This is a genomic window from Haloferax sulfurifontis ATCC BAA-897 (assembly GCF_000337835.1).
In the GTDB taxonomy this organism is placed as follows: Archaea; Halobacteriota; Halobacteria; order Halobacteriales; family Haloferacaceae; genus Haloferax; species Haloferax denitrificans.
Window position 1 is genome coordinate 90171 of the sequence record NZ_AOLM01000012.1, and the last position, 14797, is coordinate 104967.

17 protein-coding genes are annotated in these 14797 nt (G+C 67.0%); 9 read left to right on the top strand and 8 right to left on the bottom strand.

From position 1 onward, the window contains the following. The first annotated feature begins 103 nt into the window (after positions 1 to 103). From C441_RS07475 to hmgB, 4 genes are all read left to right on the top strand, one after another. Complete coding sequence (locus C441_RS07475) at positions 104 to 691, top strand: DUF2150 family protein (protein ID WP_004042306.1); 588 nt, start codon at positions 104 to 106, stop codon at positions 689 to 691. 64 nt (positions 692 to 755) lie between these two features. Beyond that, the gene (locus C441_RS20260) at positions 756 to 2453 is read left to right on the top strand and encodes an Ig-like domain-containing protein (protein ID WP_007274567.1); all 1698 of its coding nucleotides are present in this window, start codon (positions 756 to 758) and stop codon (positions 2451 to 2453) included. Positions 2454 to 2465: 12 nt separating this feature from the next. Next, positions 2466 to 3425 carry a PKD domain-containing protein gene (locus C441_RS20265; RefSeq protein WP_239640819.1) on the top strand — a complete coding sequence of 320 codons (960 nt, stop codon included), beginning with the start codon at positions 2466 to 2468 and terminating at the stop codon, positions 3423 to 3425. 62 nt (positions 3426 to 3487) lie between these two features. Next, a complete protein-coding gene (gene hmgB, locus C441_RS07485; protein ID WP_007274570.1) occupies positions 3488 to 4825 on the top strand; it encodes a hydroxymethylglutaryl-CoA synthase in 1338 nt (445 codons plus the stop codon). Between the two features lie 54 nt (positions 4826 to 4879). Here the strand turns inward: hmgB and C441_RS07490 are convergent, their stop codons facing one another. Next, positions 4880 to 5182: a DUF5789 family protein gene (locus C441_RS07490; RefSeq protein ID WP_007274571.1), complete on the bottom strand. Its 303-nt coding sequence runs from the start codon at positions 5180 to 5182 to the stop codon at positions 4880 to 4882. Between the two features lie 126 nt (positions 5183 to 5308). Continuing rightward, positions 5309 to 6016 (bottom strand): helix-turn-helix domain-containing protein, encoded by a 708-nt coding sequence (locus tag C441_RS07495; RefSeq protein ID WP_004969763.1) that lies wholly within the window; start codon positions 6014 to 6016, stop codon positions 5309 to 5311. A 140-nt stretch (positions 6017 to 6156) separates the two neighbouring features. On the opposite strand from C441_RS07495, the gene C441_RS07500 reads away from it, so the two are divergent. Together C441_RS07500 and C441_RS07505 are read left to right on the top strand one after the other, a co-directional pair. Next, positions 6157 to 6801 carry a metal-dependent hydrolase gene (locus tag C441_RS07500; protein WP_007274572.1) on the top strand — a complete coding sequence of 215 codons (645 nt, stop codon included), beginning with the start codon at positions 6157 to 6159 and terminating at the stop codon, positions 6799 to 6801. Between the two features lie 58 nt (positions 6802 to 6859). Next, a complete protein-coding gene (locus C441_RS07505; RefSeq protein ID WP_007274573.1) occupies positions 6860 to 7441 on the top strand; it encodes a GNAT family N-acetyltransferase in 582 nt (193 codons plus the stop codon). 48 nt (positions 7442 to 7489) lie between these two features. On the opposite strand, the gene C441_RS07510 is transcribed toward C441_RS07505, so the two are convergent. The 3 genes from C441_RS07510 to C441_RS07520 all read right to left on the bottom strand — a co-directional run bounded on the left by C441_RS07510 (position 7490) and on the right by C441_RS07520 (position 9537). Then, positions 7490 to 8071 (bottom strand): hypothetical protein, encoded by a 582-nt coding sequence (locus tag C441_RS07510; RefSeq protein WP_007274574.1) that lies wholly within the window; start codon positions 8069 to 8071, stop codon positions 7490 to 7492. Between the two features lie 183 nt (positions 8072 to 8254). Continuing rightward, positions 8255 to 8902 (bottom strand): GNAT family N-acetyltransferase, encoded by a 648-nt coding sequence (locus C441_RS07515; RefSeq protein ID WP_007274575.1) that lies wholly within the window; start codon positions 8900 to 8902, stop codon positions 8255 to 8257. Next, the gene (locus C441_RS07520) at positions 8899 to 9537 is read right to left on the bottom strand and encodes a GNAT family N-acetyltransferase (RefSeq protein ID WP_007274576.1); all 639 of its coding nucleotides are present in this window, start codon (positions 9535 to 9537) and stop codon (positions 8899 to 8901) included. The genes C441_RS07515 and C441_RS07520 overlap by 4 nt, the downstream gene beginning before the upstream one ends. Before the next feature lie 205 nt (positions 9538 to 9742). Here C441_RS07520 and C441_RS07525 point away from each other — a divergent pair, with 205 nt between their 5' ends. The 3 genes from C441_RS07525 (at position 9743) to C441_RS07535 (ending at position 12881) form a co-directional block, all read left to right on the top strand. Next, positions 9743 to 10135: a hypothetical protein gene (locus tag C441_RS07525; RefSeq protein ID WP_007274577.1), complete on the top strand. Its 393-nt coding sequence runs from the start codon at positions 9743 to 9745 to the stop codon at positions 10133 to 10135. 113 nt (positions 10136 to 10248) lie between these two features. Further along, positions 10249 to 11709 (top strand): replication factor C large subunit, encoded by a 1461-nt coding sequence (locus C441_RS07530; RefSeq protein ID WP_007274578.1) that lies wholly within the window; start codon positions 10249 to 10251, stop codon positions 11707 to 11709. Positions 11710 to 11819: 110 nt separating this feature from the next. Continuing rightward, positions 11820 to 12881, top strand: coding sequence for a zinc-binding dehydrogenase (locus tag C441_RS07535; protein ID WP_007274579.1), 1062 nt, complete (start codon positions 11820 to 11822; stop codon positions 12879 to 12881). Between the two features lie 43 nt (positions 12882 to 12924). Here the strand turns inward: C441_RS07535 and C441_RS07540 are convergent, their stop codons facing one another. The 3 genes from C441_RS07540 to C441_RS07550 all read right to left on the bottom strand — a co-directional run bounded on the left by C441_RS07540 (position 12925) and on the right by C441_RS07550 (position 14787). Next, positions 12925 to 13158 carry a hypothetical protein gene (locus tag C441_RS07540; protein WP_007274580.1) on the bottom strand — a complete coding sequence of 78 codons (234 nt, stop codon included), beginning with the start codon at positions 13156 to 13158 and terminating at the stop codon, positions 12925 to 12927. 70 nt (positions 13159 to 13228) lie between these two features. Next, positions 13229 to 13957 carry an amino acid ABC transporter ATP-binding protein gene (locus C441_RS07545; RefSeq protein ID WP_007274581.1) on the bottom strand — a complete coding sequence of 243 codons (729 nt, stop codon included), beginning with the start codon at positions 13955 to 13957 and terminating at the stop codon, positions 13229 to 13231. Then, on the bottom strand, positions 13954 to 14787 hold the full coding sequence (locus tag C441_RS07550) for an amino acid ABC transporter permease (protein WP_004969786.1): 834 nt from the start codon (positions 14785 to 14787) through the stop codon (positions 13954 to 13956). Before C441_RS07550 ends, C441_RS07545 begins: the two co-directional genes overlap by 4 nt. Positions 14788 to 14797 lie beyond the last annotated feature (10 nt).

Sequence of the window (14797 nt, forward strand, 5' to 3'; positions counted from 1 at the left end):
CGGCGCACGAGCCGAATCGCGCCGTCTCCTCCCACGTCGTCGTCTCACACGGTCACAAGCAGGATAAGAAAGGCATTTGAGTCCGGCACGGGAGGTTGTAGGTATGACCGAGGCCGAGGAACGATACTACTCGCCGGAACGCTGGCAGAACTGGTTGACGCGCGTCGAAGAAGAGGACTTAGACCTCGAAAGCGAGGAGACCGGCCGTCTCCTGATGAACATCCAGAACGACGCGGCCATCGCCATCGCCAAGATTCTGACCGCCTACGACGACGACACGCTGGGCGAAGAGGAGGCGCTCGACGAGCTCTCGACCGTCCACGACATCGTCATGGCCGAACCCGAGTTCGAGACGGAGAACGAGGAGGCCGAAATCCTCGTCGGGAGCGTCCAGACGAGCCTCTCGTGTGCCTTCTTCGCCGCCGAGGAGTTCATCGTCGCCGGCCCCGCCGAACTCGAAGACGACATGGACGCCTACATCCGCGCCGCCGCCGACGCCGAGGCCGCAGACGACCTCGACAGCGCGCTCGGCTACATCGTCCAGGTCGGCACCCGCGTCATCGACGGCGAGGACCTCGACATCGAAGTTCTCGACGAACTCGAATTCGGACTCGTCACCGAGTGGGTCAACGGCCTCGACAGCCTCCAGAGCGGCCTCTCTGAGCCCGAGGTCGTCGAAGAAGAAGACTGAATCCGGCCTCTCGCGGTTTGACTGCTGTAGGAGTCTTTTTCCCGTTCGGATATCTTCACGTCATATGGACTTTCGGGGGGACGAGAGAGCGGTCACTGTCCAAATCGGCGCAGTGCTGCTGTTCGGTATCATCATCATCTCGATGTCGATGTACCAAGCGACCGTCGTCCCGAATCAGAACGAACAGGTCGAGTTCCTGCACAACCAAGAGGTTCAGAACCAGTTCGAGTCGCTTCGCGGTGCAATCATCGAGAGTTCGTCGGAGACGACCGCCCGCCCCTCGACGGTCTCGTTGGGGACGCGGTATCCGAGCCGGACGCTGTTCGTCAACCCCGGCCCCGTCTCGGGAACGTTGCAGACGCGGGAACTCGGAAGTCTCACCCTCACGAACGTCGAGACGGGGGAAGCCGAGACGAGCGACTACGTGAACGGCGGTCTCACGTACGAGACAAAGTCGCTCGAATACCGGCCGAACTACAACGTTCTGCAGTCGCCCCCGACGACGGTGTACGAAAACACCGTCGCGTACAACCGGTTCGAGACCGGCTACTCCGGGACGCTCAACGACAAGCAATCACTCATCAGCGGCCGGACGATTTCGCTCGTCGTCCTCCAAGGGAACTACTCGGAAAACGGCGTCGGCTCCGCGACCGTCGACGCGCAGGCGGTCAGCCCCGCCACGCGGACCGTCCCGGTGACCGGGAACGCGTCGGGGAATGTGACCATCAGCGTGCCGACGGAACTATCCGTGGACGAGTGGCGTGACCTTCTCGCAGAGGGGAACGACGACTACGTCTACGACGTGAGAAACGGCACCGGTGACAGCGTCGTAATCGAGATGCAAGGGGAGGAAGGTGGCGAGCCCGTGACGTACGACCTCCGCGTCGGAGCGGTCGGCGTCGGGTCGGGCGTCGACGACCCACCGGCGCATTACCTGACGGTCGTCGACGGAGCCTCGCCTCGAAGCATCGGGTCGGGAGACACCGAGACACTCATTTTCGAAGTCCGGGACCAATACAACAACCCCGTCTCCGGAGTCTCAGTGAACTTCTCTGTGAGCGGGAGTTCGGCCTCAATCGACCCGGAGAGGCCGACGACCGACTCGGAGGGGCGAATTCGAGTGACAGTGACGGGCGACTCGGCGGGGACCGCCGAGGTGCTCGGCAGTTTCGACGACGCGACGTTCAATCCGAGTACGCGGCAGGACGCGGGCGTCGAAATCACCGTTTCGAGCGGGGAGGCCACCGAGGGTGGCGTCGCCGGACTCCTCTATGAGAACGACGCAGTCGCCCGCGACGGCGACGACGACGACTTCTTCTCGACGCCCGGCGGCGTCGAGTTCTCGCTTCGGAACGTCGGCTCCGACTCCGTCGAACTCCTGAACGTCGTGATCAACCCGCACGACGACAGCATCGATGGACTCTCAGACCGGGTCGACGGCGGGAACGACGACCCCGGAGAGACAGAGCTGTACGTCGAGTCGCCGAGCGGCGACGCCCTCGTCGACTACCAGATTACCCAGAACGAGTACGTCGACGTGCCCGAAGACGGGCTCGCAATCGATATCGACGAGAGCGGTGACATCGGCGGATCGAACCCCGTCGTCGGCAGCGGCGAGTCCGCGCGGTTCTACGTGTACGAGTTCTACGACGGCGACACGAACGTCGACATGACCGGCGAGTGGCTCTCTGTTCGCGTGACCTACCGCCTCCCGTCGGGCCTCGTCGACGCCAAGACGTTCTCGTTCGAAGCTAACGCCTAGCCGGAAGGCGGCGTGAACGCTCCGCCGACTCCCCGGACGACGGGTCCGTACAGCGTCCCCGAAGGCGAGTCGATACAGCTCGATGGCTCGGGGAGTTCGGACAGCGACGGGTCGATTACCAGCTACAGTTGGTCCATCACCGACGACCCGACGGGACAGGCGAGTCTGTCGAATCCCAGTTCCGCACAACCGACGTTCAACGCGCCCGACAGCGTTTCGGGGGACACCGACGTGACCGTCGAGTTGACGGTCACCGACGACGACGGGGAGACGAGCACGAGAACGACGACTGTGACTGTCACGGATAGCACGCCGTCCCCGCAGCCGTCCATCTCGATGCGGGTCGACGACCTTACCGACATCCGCACGAACAACCCTGACTTCGTCGTCTCCTACGATATTGGAGAGACGAACGCCTCGTTCGAGCGGGTCGAAGTCGAGATGGATTCGACGCAGGGTTCCGCGTTCGATTCCGAACAGCAGACGGCGGCACGAGGGAGCGTTCGGCTGCAACCCGGATACGGAGCGGAACAGACGTTCGAAGTCACGGTTGACGTGATTTACGATGGACCGAACGGCGAGTACGTCGAGAGCTCCCAGACCGTGACCGACGTGGCCGACGCGCGGAACCGGAACGAAAACGCCGACCTGTCGCTCGGAAGTAGCGCATCCATCAACTCTCTCAACATCGAAGATCAGACAAACACTGGACAAAACGAAGTCAGGTACCGCGCAGACTACGCTGTCTCGACCGGTGACTTTAGTCGGGTCGAACTGGTGGCGCTCAACCTCAACGGCAACGGGGCGACGGACACGACCCAACGGACCGACCGGAACCGTAATAACGTGGAGATTATCAGGTCCGACGGCGCGCAGACTGACTACCGAGTCGGAATACTGGTGTACGACAACACGGGTGCCGTCGTCGACATCCAGACGGTCGACGACGTCGCGGACGGCACTGACCCCTAGTTCGACAACCGACGTAACTCCCCATCGACAAAACCTTATCCCTCGGTTCTGTAGCATCGACCATGACTTCCGTCGGCATCGACGCCATGGAGATTTGGACGGGCAAACTCGTGTTAGACCTCCCCAACACCTTCGCGCCGGTGAAGGGCGAAGACCCGGAGAAGTACACGAAGGGTCTGGGTCTCCACACGTCGTCGTTCCCGGACGTGTACGAGGACATCGTCACGATGGGGGCGAACGCCGCCAAGAAACTGATGGACCGAAAGGGTCTCACGCCCGCGGACATCGGCCGCATCGACGTGGCGACCGAGTCCGCGTTCGACAACTCCAAGCCGGTGTCGACGTACATCGCCGGCTGTCTCGAACAGGTGTACGACGGCGACTTCCGCCACGCCAACAAGGGCGAGCGCAAGTTCGCCTGCATCGCCGGCACCCAGAGCCTCGACGACGCCTACAACTGGATTAAGGCGGGTCGGAATCGCGGGCGCGCGGCGCTCGTCATCGCCACCGACACCGCCCTCTACGAGCGCGGCGACCCCGGCGAGGCGACGCAGGGCGCGGGCGCGGTCGCGATGCTCATCGACGAGGACCCGGACCTCGTCGAACTCTCGACCGAGCAGGGCTACGGCAGTATGGACGAGACGGACTTCCTCAAGCCGAACCAGCAGTTCCCCTCCGTGGACGGCAAGCGCTCCATGCAGGTGTATCTCGCTCGGATGCGCGAGGCGCTCGAAGACTACGAGAGCGTCGCGGGTCGCACCCACCCCGACCTGTTCGAGTACATCCCGTTCCACACGCCGTTCCCCGGCATGGTCCGGAAGGCGGCGCTTCTGGGCTTCCGTCACATGACCCGCGACACCGACATCGAAGACGACCTCGAAGCCGAGATCGGTCGCCAGCCCCGCGAGGCGGACTTCGAGACGTGGGACGACTACGAGGAGGCCATCCGCGGCTACATGGACGAGCTGAAGACGACCGAGCAGTACCGCGACTGGTACGGCCGCGTCATCGAGCCGACGCTCGACATCTCCAGCCGCGTCGGCAACTGGTACACCGGCTCGGTCCACATCGCCCGGCTGTCGGCGCTCATCGCCGCCGCGGACGAAGGAAAGGAGATGACCGGCAAGCAACTGCTCGTCGGCTCCTACGGCTCCGGCGCGCAGGCGGAAATCCACGCCGAGACGGTCCAAGAGACGTGGCTCGACGAAATCGAGGCCGTGGACGTCGACGACCAGCTCGCGGCCCGCACCGAGATTTCCTTCGACGACTACGAGCTCATCCACGACGTGCACAACCACGAAAAGGAAATCGAGGTCGAGGAGTTCACCCAACCCGAAGCCGAGTTCGTCTTCACGGGCTGGGGTCGGATGAACGAGCGCCGCTACGAATACGTCGAATAACAGACCGACTGCACGGCCGGGCGACGTGTGAGCGCCCGCGTTCGCGCCGGGTCGTCAGAACGAGCGGGCTTGGTCCGGCAGTATCGACCACGAATCCGCCGGGTCCGCCCCTCGGTCGTCGTAGAACTTTCTGCCGATGTAGTCGTCGCTCACGCTCCCGAGTATCGTGTTGTACAGGTCGGTGGCCGACTCGTAGGTCTCGGATCCGAGCGGGGCGAGGATGGTCTCGACGGTTTCGGCGTCGTCGACGCTCGGCGCGGCCACCTCGATGTCGCCGGCGCGTTCCAGCACGCGCTCGGTCGTGACCGGGTACTCGAACGCCGTTTCGAGGTGCGAGTGCAGGGCGCGAATGTCCATGGACGGACATCGTCGCGGCCGCCCTTCGGCTTTTTTCTCCTTCTGTCGGACACTCTGGACATTCGAACCGAACGAGCGGACCTGTCCGAATCGAGGGGTCCGAAAAAGCGGGAGACGGCGGCGAGCTCAGGGAAGCTTCCGCAGGTCTTCGAGCATCTCGTCTAAGTCGCGGTCGGTCACGGCGAGAGCGAAGCCGTCGATGGTGGCGAGCGCGGGCGCGTGCTCCCAGAGGTCGTCCTCCGTGAGACCGTGGAGGACGACGGCGTTCGGCGTCGGCGTGACGACGCGCATGGCGACGAGCGGCGACTCGCCGCGGGTGACGCCGGTGAAGACGAGCGCTCGACTGGTCGACTGGCCGTAGAGTCGGTAGAACTCCTCCGAAGAGAGCCGCGTGATGGCCTGAATGCTGTTGATGACGGTGTGGCCGCTGATGCGGTCTTGGTCGCCGTCGACGATGGGGGTCGCGCCGATGGCGTCGTAGAAGCTGTCCAGCGGAATCGACGTGGGGTACTCCCGGAGGTCCTGGACGATGTCGCTCTCGAAGCCGGCCGAGAGGACGCGGGCGTACTGCCGGATGCGACTGCCGCCGCGGGCCTCGTCGATGTCGAGGAGCGCTTCGACCATCCGGCGGATGACGCCGATACCGGGGCTCTCGCGGCGGCCGCTCTCGTAGTCGGAGACGACCGACGACGACACGTCCAACTGCTCGGCGAGCGCCGTCTGGGAGATGTCGAAGTCGGTCCGCCACTTGCGGAGCGTCGCGCCGGGGTCGTCCGAGAGGGTAATCTCGCCCGCGATGCGGCGGGCGAGGTCGTCGCGCGGTGCCGCGGTCATCGCGAACACCTCGGTCCGGCGGACGAGTGAGTCATGGGACAACCTGCGTGAGTATCCCGCAAAAGGATGTCGAAAGTGGTAGTCGTCGCGTGACGAACCCCGTGGGAACCCTGAAGGTCGTCGGCCGACCACTACGCGGTATGCCATCGACCCTCGTCCACGTCGCGGTCGGCGGACTCGTCGGTGCCGCCCTCCTCGGTCGCTGGTTCGACGCCCGGTCGGTCGGCGTCGCGCTCGTCGCCGCCGCGGTCCCCGACCTCGATTCGTTCACCAGCACGCTCCTGCCGGGGAGCCACCGCGCGCTCCTCCACACGCTGTTGCTCCCGCTCGCGCTCGCCGCGCTCGTGGTCTACGACACGCGGATTCGGGACCCCGAGCGCTCCGCGATTCGCGGTCGCTGGGGGGACCGTGGGGTCGCAGTCGCGTGGGTGGGCATCGCGGCGCTCCTCTGCGGCGGCGTCTTCCCCGACCTGTTCACCAACGGCGTCAACGCTTTCTACCCGCTTCACGACGCGTTCTACTCGATTAGCGGGCGCGCCGAGTGGTCGAGCACGCGCGGGTTCGTCCAGACGTTCGTCGAGCTACGGCCCGCGTCGCCGCCGCCGACGACGGAGACGCTCCACTACAGCACTGTAGTCGACCCGTCGCCGGGCGCGGAACCCGAGAACGTCGAGCGAATCGCCCCGCTCGCCTCGTCCGGACTGGAACTGATGCTCGTCGTCCTCGGGGCGGGTGTGGTCGGCGGGCGACTCCTGTCGGAGCGGCTTCGCGGCTCCTCGGAGTGAGCCGGGAACGCGGCCGCGACTCCGAGCGTTCATAACCGATGGCAACGCACCCGCGTGCATGAGCGAGACACCGGACGGCGTCGAGGTGCGGCCGTACGAACCGGGCGACGCGGCCGCGTTCTGGGAACTGAAACGCGGGTTCGAACTCGGCATCGGCGAGGGGACCGGCGGCGACGACAAGCTGTCGACGTACGAGGCGAAACTCACCGACGACTACCGCGAGCGATACCTCTCGTGGGTCGAGCGCTGTGCGACCGACGACCCCGGGTGCGTCGTCGTCGCGGAGGCGTCGTCGGACGGTGGCGAGGACGGCGAGGACGGCGAGGGTGGCGACGACGGCACCAGCGACGGTCGCGACGGCGCGGACACGACGCTCGTCGGCTACGCCTTCGCGCTCCCCGAGGAGATGACGTTCATCTGGGACGCCGCCGTGCTCAACGAGCTATTCCTCGACGCCGACTACCGCGGCACGGGCGTCGCAGACGAACTCATGGCGGCCGTGTTGGACCACGCGCGCTCGCAGGACCTCCCTCTGGACCGAATCGTCCTCGACGTGGACGAGGCGAACGGTCGGGCGCGGGCGTTCTACGAGCGCTACGGCTTCGACCACTGGGGCGAACTCGTCGCGCGCGACCTCTGAGGTCGGGAAACCGAGGAATCGGAGAACCGAGCGAGCGGGCGTCAGTGACTACCGGAGCGCCGTGGCCGCGACGCCGCCGACGGTGCCGAGAACGGCGGGGTAGGCGACGCCCGCGAGGAGCGCGGACGTGACCGGGTCGGGACTGATAGCCGCGTCGCCGACGCTGACGGTGAACAGTGCGATACCCGCGAGCGCGAAGACGAGGTAGCCGACGGTGGTTCCCACGCCGGCCAGCGCGCCTTCCTGCGGCGAGGACGCGCCGCTGACGACGGCCGCGAGCGCGCCCGCGGCGAGGAGCGCGACCACGGGCACGACGTAGAGCACCGGCGAGAACGCCTCGACGTTCTCGATGAGGTTCGCGCTGGAGGTCGTTCCGAACAGGCCGGGGAACCGCGTCGTCACGCCGTGGGCGCTCATGAACACCCAGCCGACGACCTTCCACGTCGAGATGTCGGAGCCGAGGGCTTCGAGCACCTGACTGGCCGTCGAGTTCTCGATGGTCGAGGAGGACAGCAGGTACGTCACGAGGTAGCCGAACAGGGCCGCTCCGAGACCGGCGACGCCGCCGCCGCCGACCGACCGAAGCGTCGATGGTGTGGAACCGGGCGTCGATTCAGGTGTCGTTGACATCGTGTCGGAAGCGATTGTCGCTCTCCCCTAAATGTCTCGTGGCCGCCGTGCGTGGGTGTCTCGCGGTACGATGTGGCAGATGAGGGGTCCACATCGCGACCCACGTCGACGGCGGTCTGAAGGGCGGCCGCGTCGTCGCCGGCGCGGTTCCCGGTGCGGTCCCGGGTGGCGAATACGGACGGCTCAGCGAACGTCGTCGGGGTCGGCGTCCCAACGGAACTCGGCGTCGTAGTCGCCGCCGGTCGTCGCCAGCCAGTCCTCGCGGGAGACGCTGTAGCGGAGTTCATCGGTCGGGTCGCCGTCGATGACGATGCTGTTTGGCTCGCGGCCGTCGAGGCCGCCGCCGAGCGCCGCCATGTACTTCTCTATCGCTCGCTTGGATTTCTCGTTCGACACGACGTGCGACACCGAGACGACTTCGAGGTCCAGCGCGTCGAACGCGAGCGCCACCAGCGCCGCGGCGCGCTCACCCGAGTACCCGCGGCCCCAGTAGCGCGGGCGGAGCCACAGCCCGAGTTCTCCGACGCGTCGGTCCCACTCGGTGTGGAGGCCACCGAACCCGGCAATCTCGCCTGCGCCCGCTTCGCCGTCGCGCGGGATAATCGCGTAGTCGGCGCTCTCGGCGTCGGTCCAACTCGACTCCCCGCGGTCGAGGAACTCCTTCGTCACTTTCGGCGTCTCGTGGCGCGACCACGGCATGTGCCGGGTCACGTCGTCCATCTCGGGGGCCGAACACAGGTCGTACGCCTCGTGGACGCCGACGTGCTTCGGGCGGCGGGCGACCAAGCGGAGCCGCGGCGTCTCGACGGCCGCGGGGTAGAGGTCGCTCACTCGCGGCCCTCCCAGCGGAACTCGGCGTCGTAGTCGCCGCCGGTGGCGTCTTCCCACTGTTCGCGGGTCACGGACCAACCGCGAACGTCGCGCGGCGTCCCGTCGGCGTCGACGGTCTCGTTGGGAAACAGACCGTCTTCCCGCCCGCCGAAGCGGTCGGTGTACTTCTCGATGGCGCGACACGACGCCTCGTTTTCGGGCATGGCGTACGCGAGCGCGACGTCGAGGTCGAGCACATCGAAGACGGCGGCGAAGAAGGCGGCCGCCCGCTCGCCGGAGTAGCCGCGGCCCCAGAACTCCGCGCGGAGCCATATGCCGAAGACGGCCCGGCGCTTGTCCCACTCGGGGTTGAAGCCGGCGGTGCCCGCGAACTCGCCCGCGCCGTCCTCACCGTCGCGGGGGAAGACGGCGTAGATGGCGTTTTCGGCCGACTCGTGGCCCTTTTCGGCCTGTTCGATGAACTCCAGCGTCTCCTTGGGCGTCTCGTGGGGGTTCCACGTGACGTACTCGGTCTCCTCTTCGATGGTGTCCGACCGCGAGGCCGCGAAGCGGTCGTAGGCGTCCAACGGGTCGACGACCGCCCGCGACAGGGCCCGGAGCCTGAGCCGCGAGGTCACGATTTCGTCGGGGAACATGGGACGGAGTCCACTCGGAGGGCGCTAATAAGTTTTCTGACTATTGACATATGTCAACGTGATGCACGACCTGACTGGCCACGGCTCTCGGATCGGTCGGATTCGAACACGTTCCGGGCGCACACACCTTCTCCCGCGCGAGAACCCGGAGATGCGTATTTGTGTCGGGAGCGCGTCTAGCGGGGACGGAACGGAGTGCAACGAGATGGACTGGGAGCGAACGGTGGGCGGCTACGCGCTCGTCATGGGAGCCGTGACGCTCGTCATCTGGGCGTTGACCGTCGACGGCGGCCCGGTGATGGAGCCGCGGACCGACCCGTTTTCGCTGTTCGCGTCGCTCGTGTTGGGCGGGCTGACCGGCGTGTCGCTTCTGGTGGCGGGTGCGGGACTCGTCCGACGGCAGTTGTGGGCGCGCCCGCTCAGTCTCGTGGCCTTCGGCCTGCTTTTCGCCGGCGTCATCGACAGCGCCGGCTACTACGCCGCAGTCGGACGAGTCGGCGTCGTCGTGGCGCTGTTCGTTGTCTGTCTCGCCACGCTCGCGGCGCTCGGGTGGTCCCTCGTCGACGCCCGGAACCGGGCGCGGCGGGCGGCGTGGTGAGTCGGCGTCTGCGTCGGTGAGTCGCCCCGGTAGTTCGGGCGCTTCCGGCGGAGCGTCCGGCCGGCGCGCGGCGCTCCGCAACCACTAAACGCGCCTCGGTCCTCCTTCCGGTAATGGTAGACTGGACGGAGAAGTACCGCCCATCGACGCTCTCCGAGGTCCGCGGCAACAACAAGGCCCGCGACGCCCTCGCGGAGTGGGCCGAGACGTGGGACGACCACCGGGAGGCGGTCGTCGTCCACGGGAGCCCGGGCATCGGAAAGACCTCCGCGGCCCACGCGCTCGCCGCCGACATGGGCTGGGAGACGGTCGAGTTGAACGCGTCGGACCAGCGGACCGGCGACGTCATCGAGCGCTTCGCCGGCCGCGCCGCGAAGAACGCGACGCTCGCCGGCTCGTCGACGGGCACGTCCACCCGGCAGTTGGTCATCCTCGACGAGGCCGACAACATCCACGGCAACTACGACCGCGGCGGGGCCAGCGCCGTCACCCGCCTCGTCAAGTCGTCGAGCCAGCCCATCGTCCTCATCGCCAACGAGTTCTACGACATGAGCCGCGGGCTCCGGAACGCCTGTCAGGAAATCGAGTTCCGCGACGTGTCCGCCCGCTCTATCGTCCCCGTCCTCCGCGACATCTGCCGCAAGGAGGGACTGGAGTTCGAGTCCGACGCGCTCGACCGCATCGCCGAGATGAACAGCGGCGACCTTCGCTCGGCCGTCAACGACCTGCAGGCCATCGCCGAGGGCCGCGAGAAAATCACCGAGGAGGACGTGGTCATGGGCGACCGCGACCGCTCTGTCGGCCTGTTCGAGTTCCTCGACGCCGTCCTCAAAGAGGAGTCCGCACAGGACGCGCTGTACACCGCCTACGACGTGGACGAGACGCCCGACGACCTCACGAAGTGGGTCGAGGACAAGGTGTCGCTCGTCTACGAACCCGACGAACTCGCCCGCGCCTACGACTTCCTCGCCAACGCCGACCGCTGGCTCGGCCGCGTGCGCGCCACGCAGAACTACTCCTACTGGCGCTACGCGACCGACAACCTCGCCGCCGGCGTCGCGGCCTCCCGCGACCGGACCCGCGGCGGGTGGACCCGCTACGGCGGCGCGCCCTACCGCTCGACCCGCGACAAGACCCGCGACACCGTCGTCCGGAAAATCGCGCAGAACGGCGGCTTCAGCATGGCGACCACCCGCCGCGAGGTCCTCCCGTACCTCTCGGCTATCACCCACCACTGCAAGCCCCGCGAACTGACCGTCGCCATGGCCGCCTACTACGAGTTCGACGAGTCGCACGTCTCCTTTGTCACCGGGAGCGGCGAGACGACGAACAAGGTCCAGTCCATCGTCGAGGACGCCGGCGAACTCCGCGAGGAACTGGTCGAGGAACACGCCGGCGGCGCGTTCGCCGGGATGGAAGACGTGTCCGTCGAGGGCGACGCGGCGGCCGCCGACGGCGACGAGGGCTCCGACGACGTGCTCGACCGCGACGCCGACGCCGACGACGCGGCCGAGAGCGACGAGGACGACGCCTCGACCGACGACGGGCAGTCCGGGCTCGACGACTTCTTCTGAGCGGGACCGTCCGCCGCGTTCCAGCCGCGTTCCCGCCGCGTTTCTGTCGCGCCGCCGCCCGAGAGTAACGCCACGCGGGGCTTTTTGGGGCCGCCCGACGAACCGCGCGTATGAGAGCCGCAGTCCTCCGCGAACACGGTGAACCGCTCGACGTGACCGAAGTCCCCGACCCGACGTGCGACCCCGACGGCGTCGTCGTCGAAGTCGAGGCCTGCGGCATCTGCCGGAGCGACTGGCACTCGTGGATGGGTCACGGCGAGTGGGCCGACGACGCGGTCCCCGCCGGCCAGATTCTCGGCCACGAGCCCGCCGGCCGCGTCGTCGAGGTCGGCGACCGCGTCGAGACGATTCGGGAGGGCGACCGCGTCGCCCTGCCGTTCAACCTCGCCTGCGGCTCGTGCGGCTACTGCCAGACCGGCCACGGCAACGTCTGCACGGGCGACCACCCGCACGCCCTCGGCTTCGAACCGTCCGCGCAGGGCGCGTTCGCGGAGTTGGTCCATCTCCCGTCCGCCGATTACAACGCGATTCAGCTCCCCGAGGATGTTTCCCCGACCGACGTGGCCGCGCTCGGCTGTCGGTTCATGACGGCCTACAACGCCCTCGACGCCCGCGCCGGCCTCCGCGCGGGCCAGTGGGTCGCCGTCCACGGCTGTGGCGGTGTCGGCCTGTCGGCGATTCAGGTGGCGACCGTCCTCGGCGCGCGCGTCGTCGCGGTCGACGTGCGCGAGTCCGCGCTCGACGCCGCGGCCGACCTCGGCGCTGACGCCGTCGTCGACGGCTCCGCGGAGGACCCGGTGGACGCCATCCGGGGGCTGACCGACGGCGGGGCGCACGTCTCGCTCGACGCGCTTGGCGTCGCCGAGACCTGCCGGAACTCGGTTCGGTCGGTCCGGCCTCGGGGCGCACACGTCCAGGTCGGCCTGACGACCGAGGCCGAACAGGGGAACGTGTCGCTTCCGACCGACTGGATGACGAGACACGAGGTGTCGTTCCTCGGCGCGCGCGGGATGCCGCCGACGAACGCGGACGACCTGCTCTCGCTGCTCGCGTCGGACGCGGTCGACCCCGGCTCGCTCGTGACGAAGACCGTCTCGCTCGACGAGGTACCCGAGCGACTAGCCGCGATGACCGACTACGACACCGTCGGCGTCGAAGTGATGGTTCCGTAAAAGCGGAGTCGGCGGTTCGGACGCTCGTTGGCTCGTTGCCGGCTCAGGGCGTCGGCGTCGGCGTTCGACGCTCCTCGGACGGCTCGTCGTCCGCGAGGCCGCGCCAGACGACCTCGCCGCAGTCGGGACAGTCGAGTCGGACCGTCCGGCCGTCGCGCGTCCGCTCGGACCACGCGTCGATGCCGGCGGCGCGGCCGCAGGTCTGACAGAAGAGGACGGCCTTGGTGCGTTCGCTATCGGGCGGTTCGTGACTGAATTCGCGGGGAGCGTAGTTCATGCCGCAGGAAGCGGCGTTTCGGGGGATAAGCTTGTTGGAAGATTCCGGGTGTGTGCCCGGCTACCCCGTCTCAGAGGAGCTTCGAGAGGAACTGCTTGCCGCGGTCGGTCTTCGGGTTCTCGAAGAACACCTCGGGCGGCGAGTCCTCGACGACGCGGCCGTCGGCCATGAGGACGATTCGGTCGCCGACCTCGCGGGCGAACCCCATCTCGTGGGTGACGACGAGCATCGTCATGCCCTCGTCGGCGAGGTCGTGCATCACGTCGAGCACCTCCCCGACGAGTTCGGGGTCGAGCGCGCTCGTGACCTCGTCGAACAGCATCACGTGGGGGTCCATGGCGAGCGCGCGGGCGATGGCGACGCGCTGTTGCTGGCCGCCAGACAGTTGGTTCGGATAGGAGTTCGACTGCGCGCCGAGGCCGACCCGGTCGAGCAGTTCGTCGGCGCGCCGCGTGGCGTCTCCCTCTTTGAGGCCCTTGACCTTCGTCGGCGCGAGCGTCACGTTCTCCCGCGCCGTCTTGTGCGGAAAGAGGTTAAAGCTCTGGAACACCATGCCGATGCGCTGTCGCAGGCGATTGATGTCCGCGTCCTCCGCAGAGATGGACTGGCCTTCGAGTCGAATCTCGCCGTCTTGAATCTCTTCGAGGCGGTTCGCACAGCGGAGGAGCGTCGATTTCCCGGACCCCGAGGGGCCGATGACGACGCACACTTCGCCCTCTTCGACGTCGAGGTCGACGTCCTTCAGGACGTGCGTCTCGCCGAAGTACTTGTCCACCTCGTCGAATTCGAGGAGGCTCATCGGCGGTCACCTCCCCAGTCGGAGCGGGCTTCGAGGTAACTGACGATTTTACCGAGCGGAATCGTAATCATGAGGTAGGCGATGGCGACGAGGAGGATGGGCGTCCACGGGTCGAACGTGGTCGAGTTGACGTTGCGGAACGCGCTGATGAGCTCCGGGATGGCGATGACCGTCAGGAGCGAGGTGTCCTTCACGAGGATGACCTGGTCGTTGCCGATTGCGGCGAGCGCGTTGCGCCACGCCTGCGGGAGGACGACCTCGCGCATGCCCTGCACGTAAGACATCCCGAGCGAGCGGGCGGCCTCCATCTGGCCCTCCGGGACGGCGTCGATACCGCCGCGGACGGCCTCGCCGACGTAGGCGGCGTGGTTGAGCGTCAGTCCGATAATCGCGGTCGGAATCGCCCAGTTGGAGATGGGGAACTGCCCCGGCGGCCAGAACGCCGGAATCCCGACGTAGATGACGAGCAACTGGAACAGAAGCGGCGTCCCGCGGAAGAACTCGACGTAGGCGGTCGCGACGGTGTTCGTGAACCTCGTGTTCGACACCCGACCGAGTCCGACGAAGACGCCCGCGGTGACGGAAAACAGACTCCCGACGAGGACGATACCGAGCACTCGCAGGAACGCGTTGACGAACTGCGGGTGGATAATCTCGACGAGGAGTTCGAAATCGACCTGGGTGAAGATAATCGCCGCGATGAACCCGCCGACTCCGAGCGTGAATAGTCCCGCGATGGCCGCGCCCAGTCGCCTGAGCGTTTTGTCGTTCAAGAACTGCTCTTGGTACTCACCGTCACCGGTTCGTCCCTCGGAGTAGGATTCAGCCATTGGTAGTGTT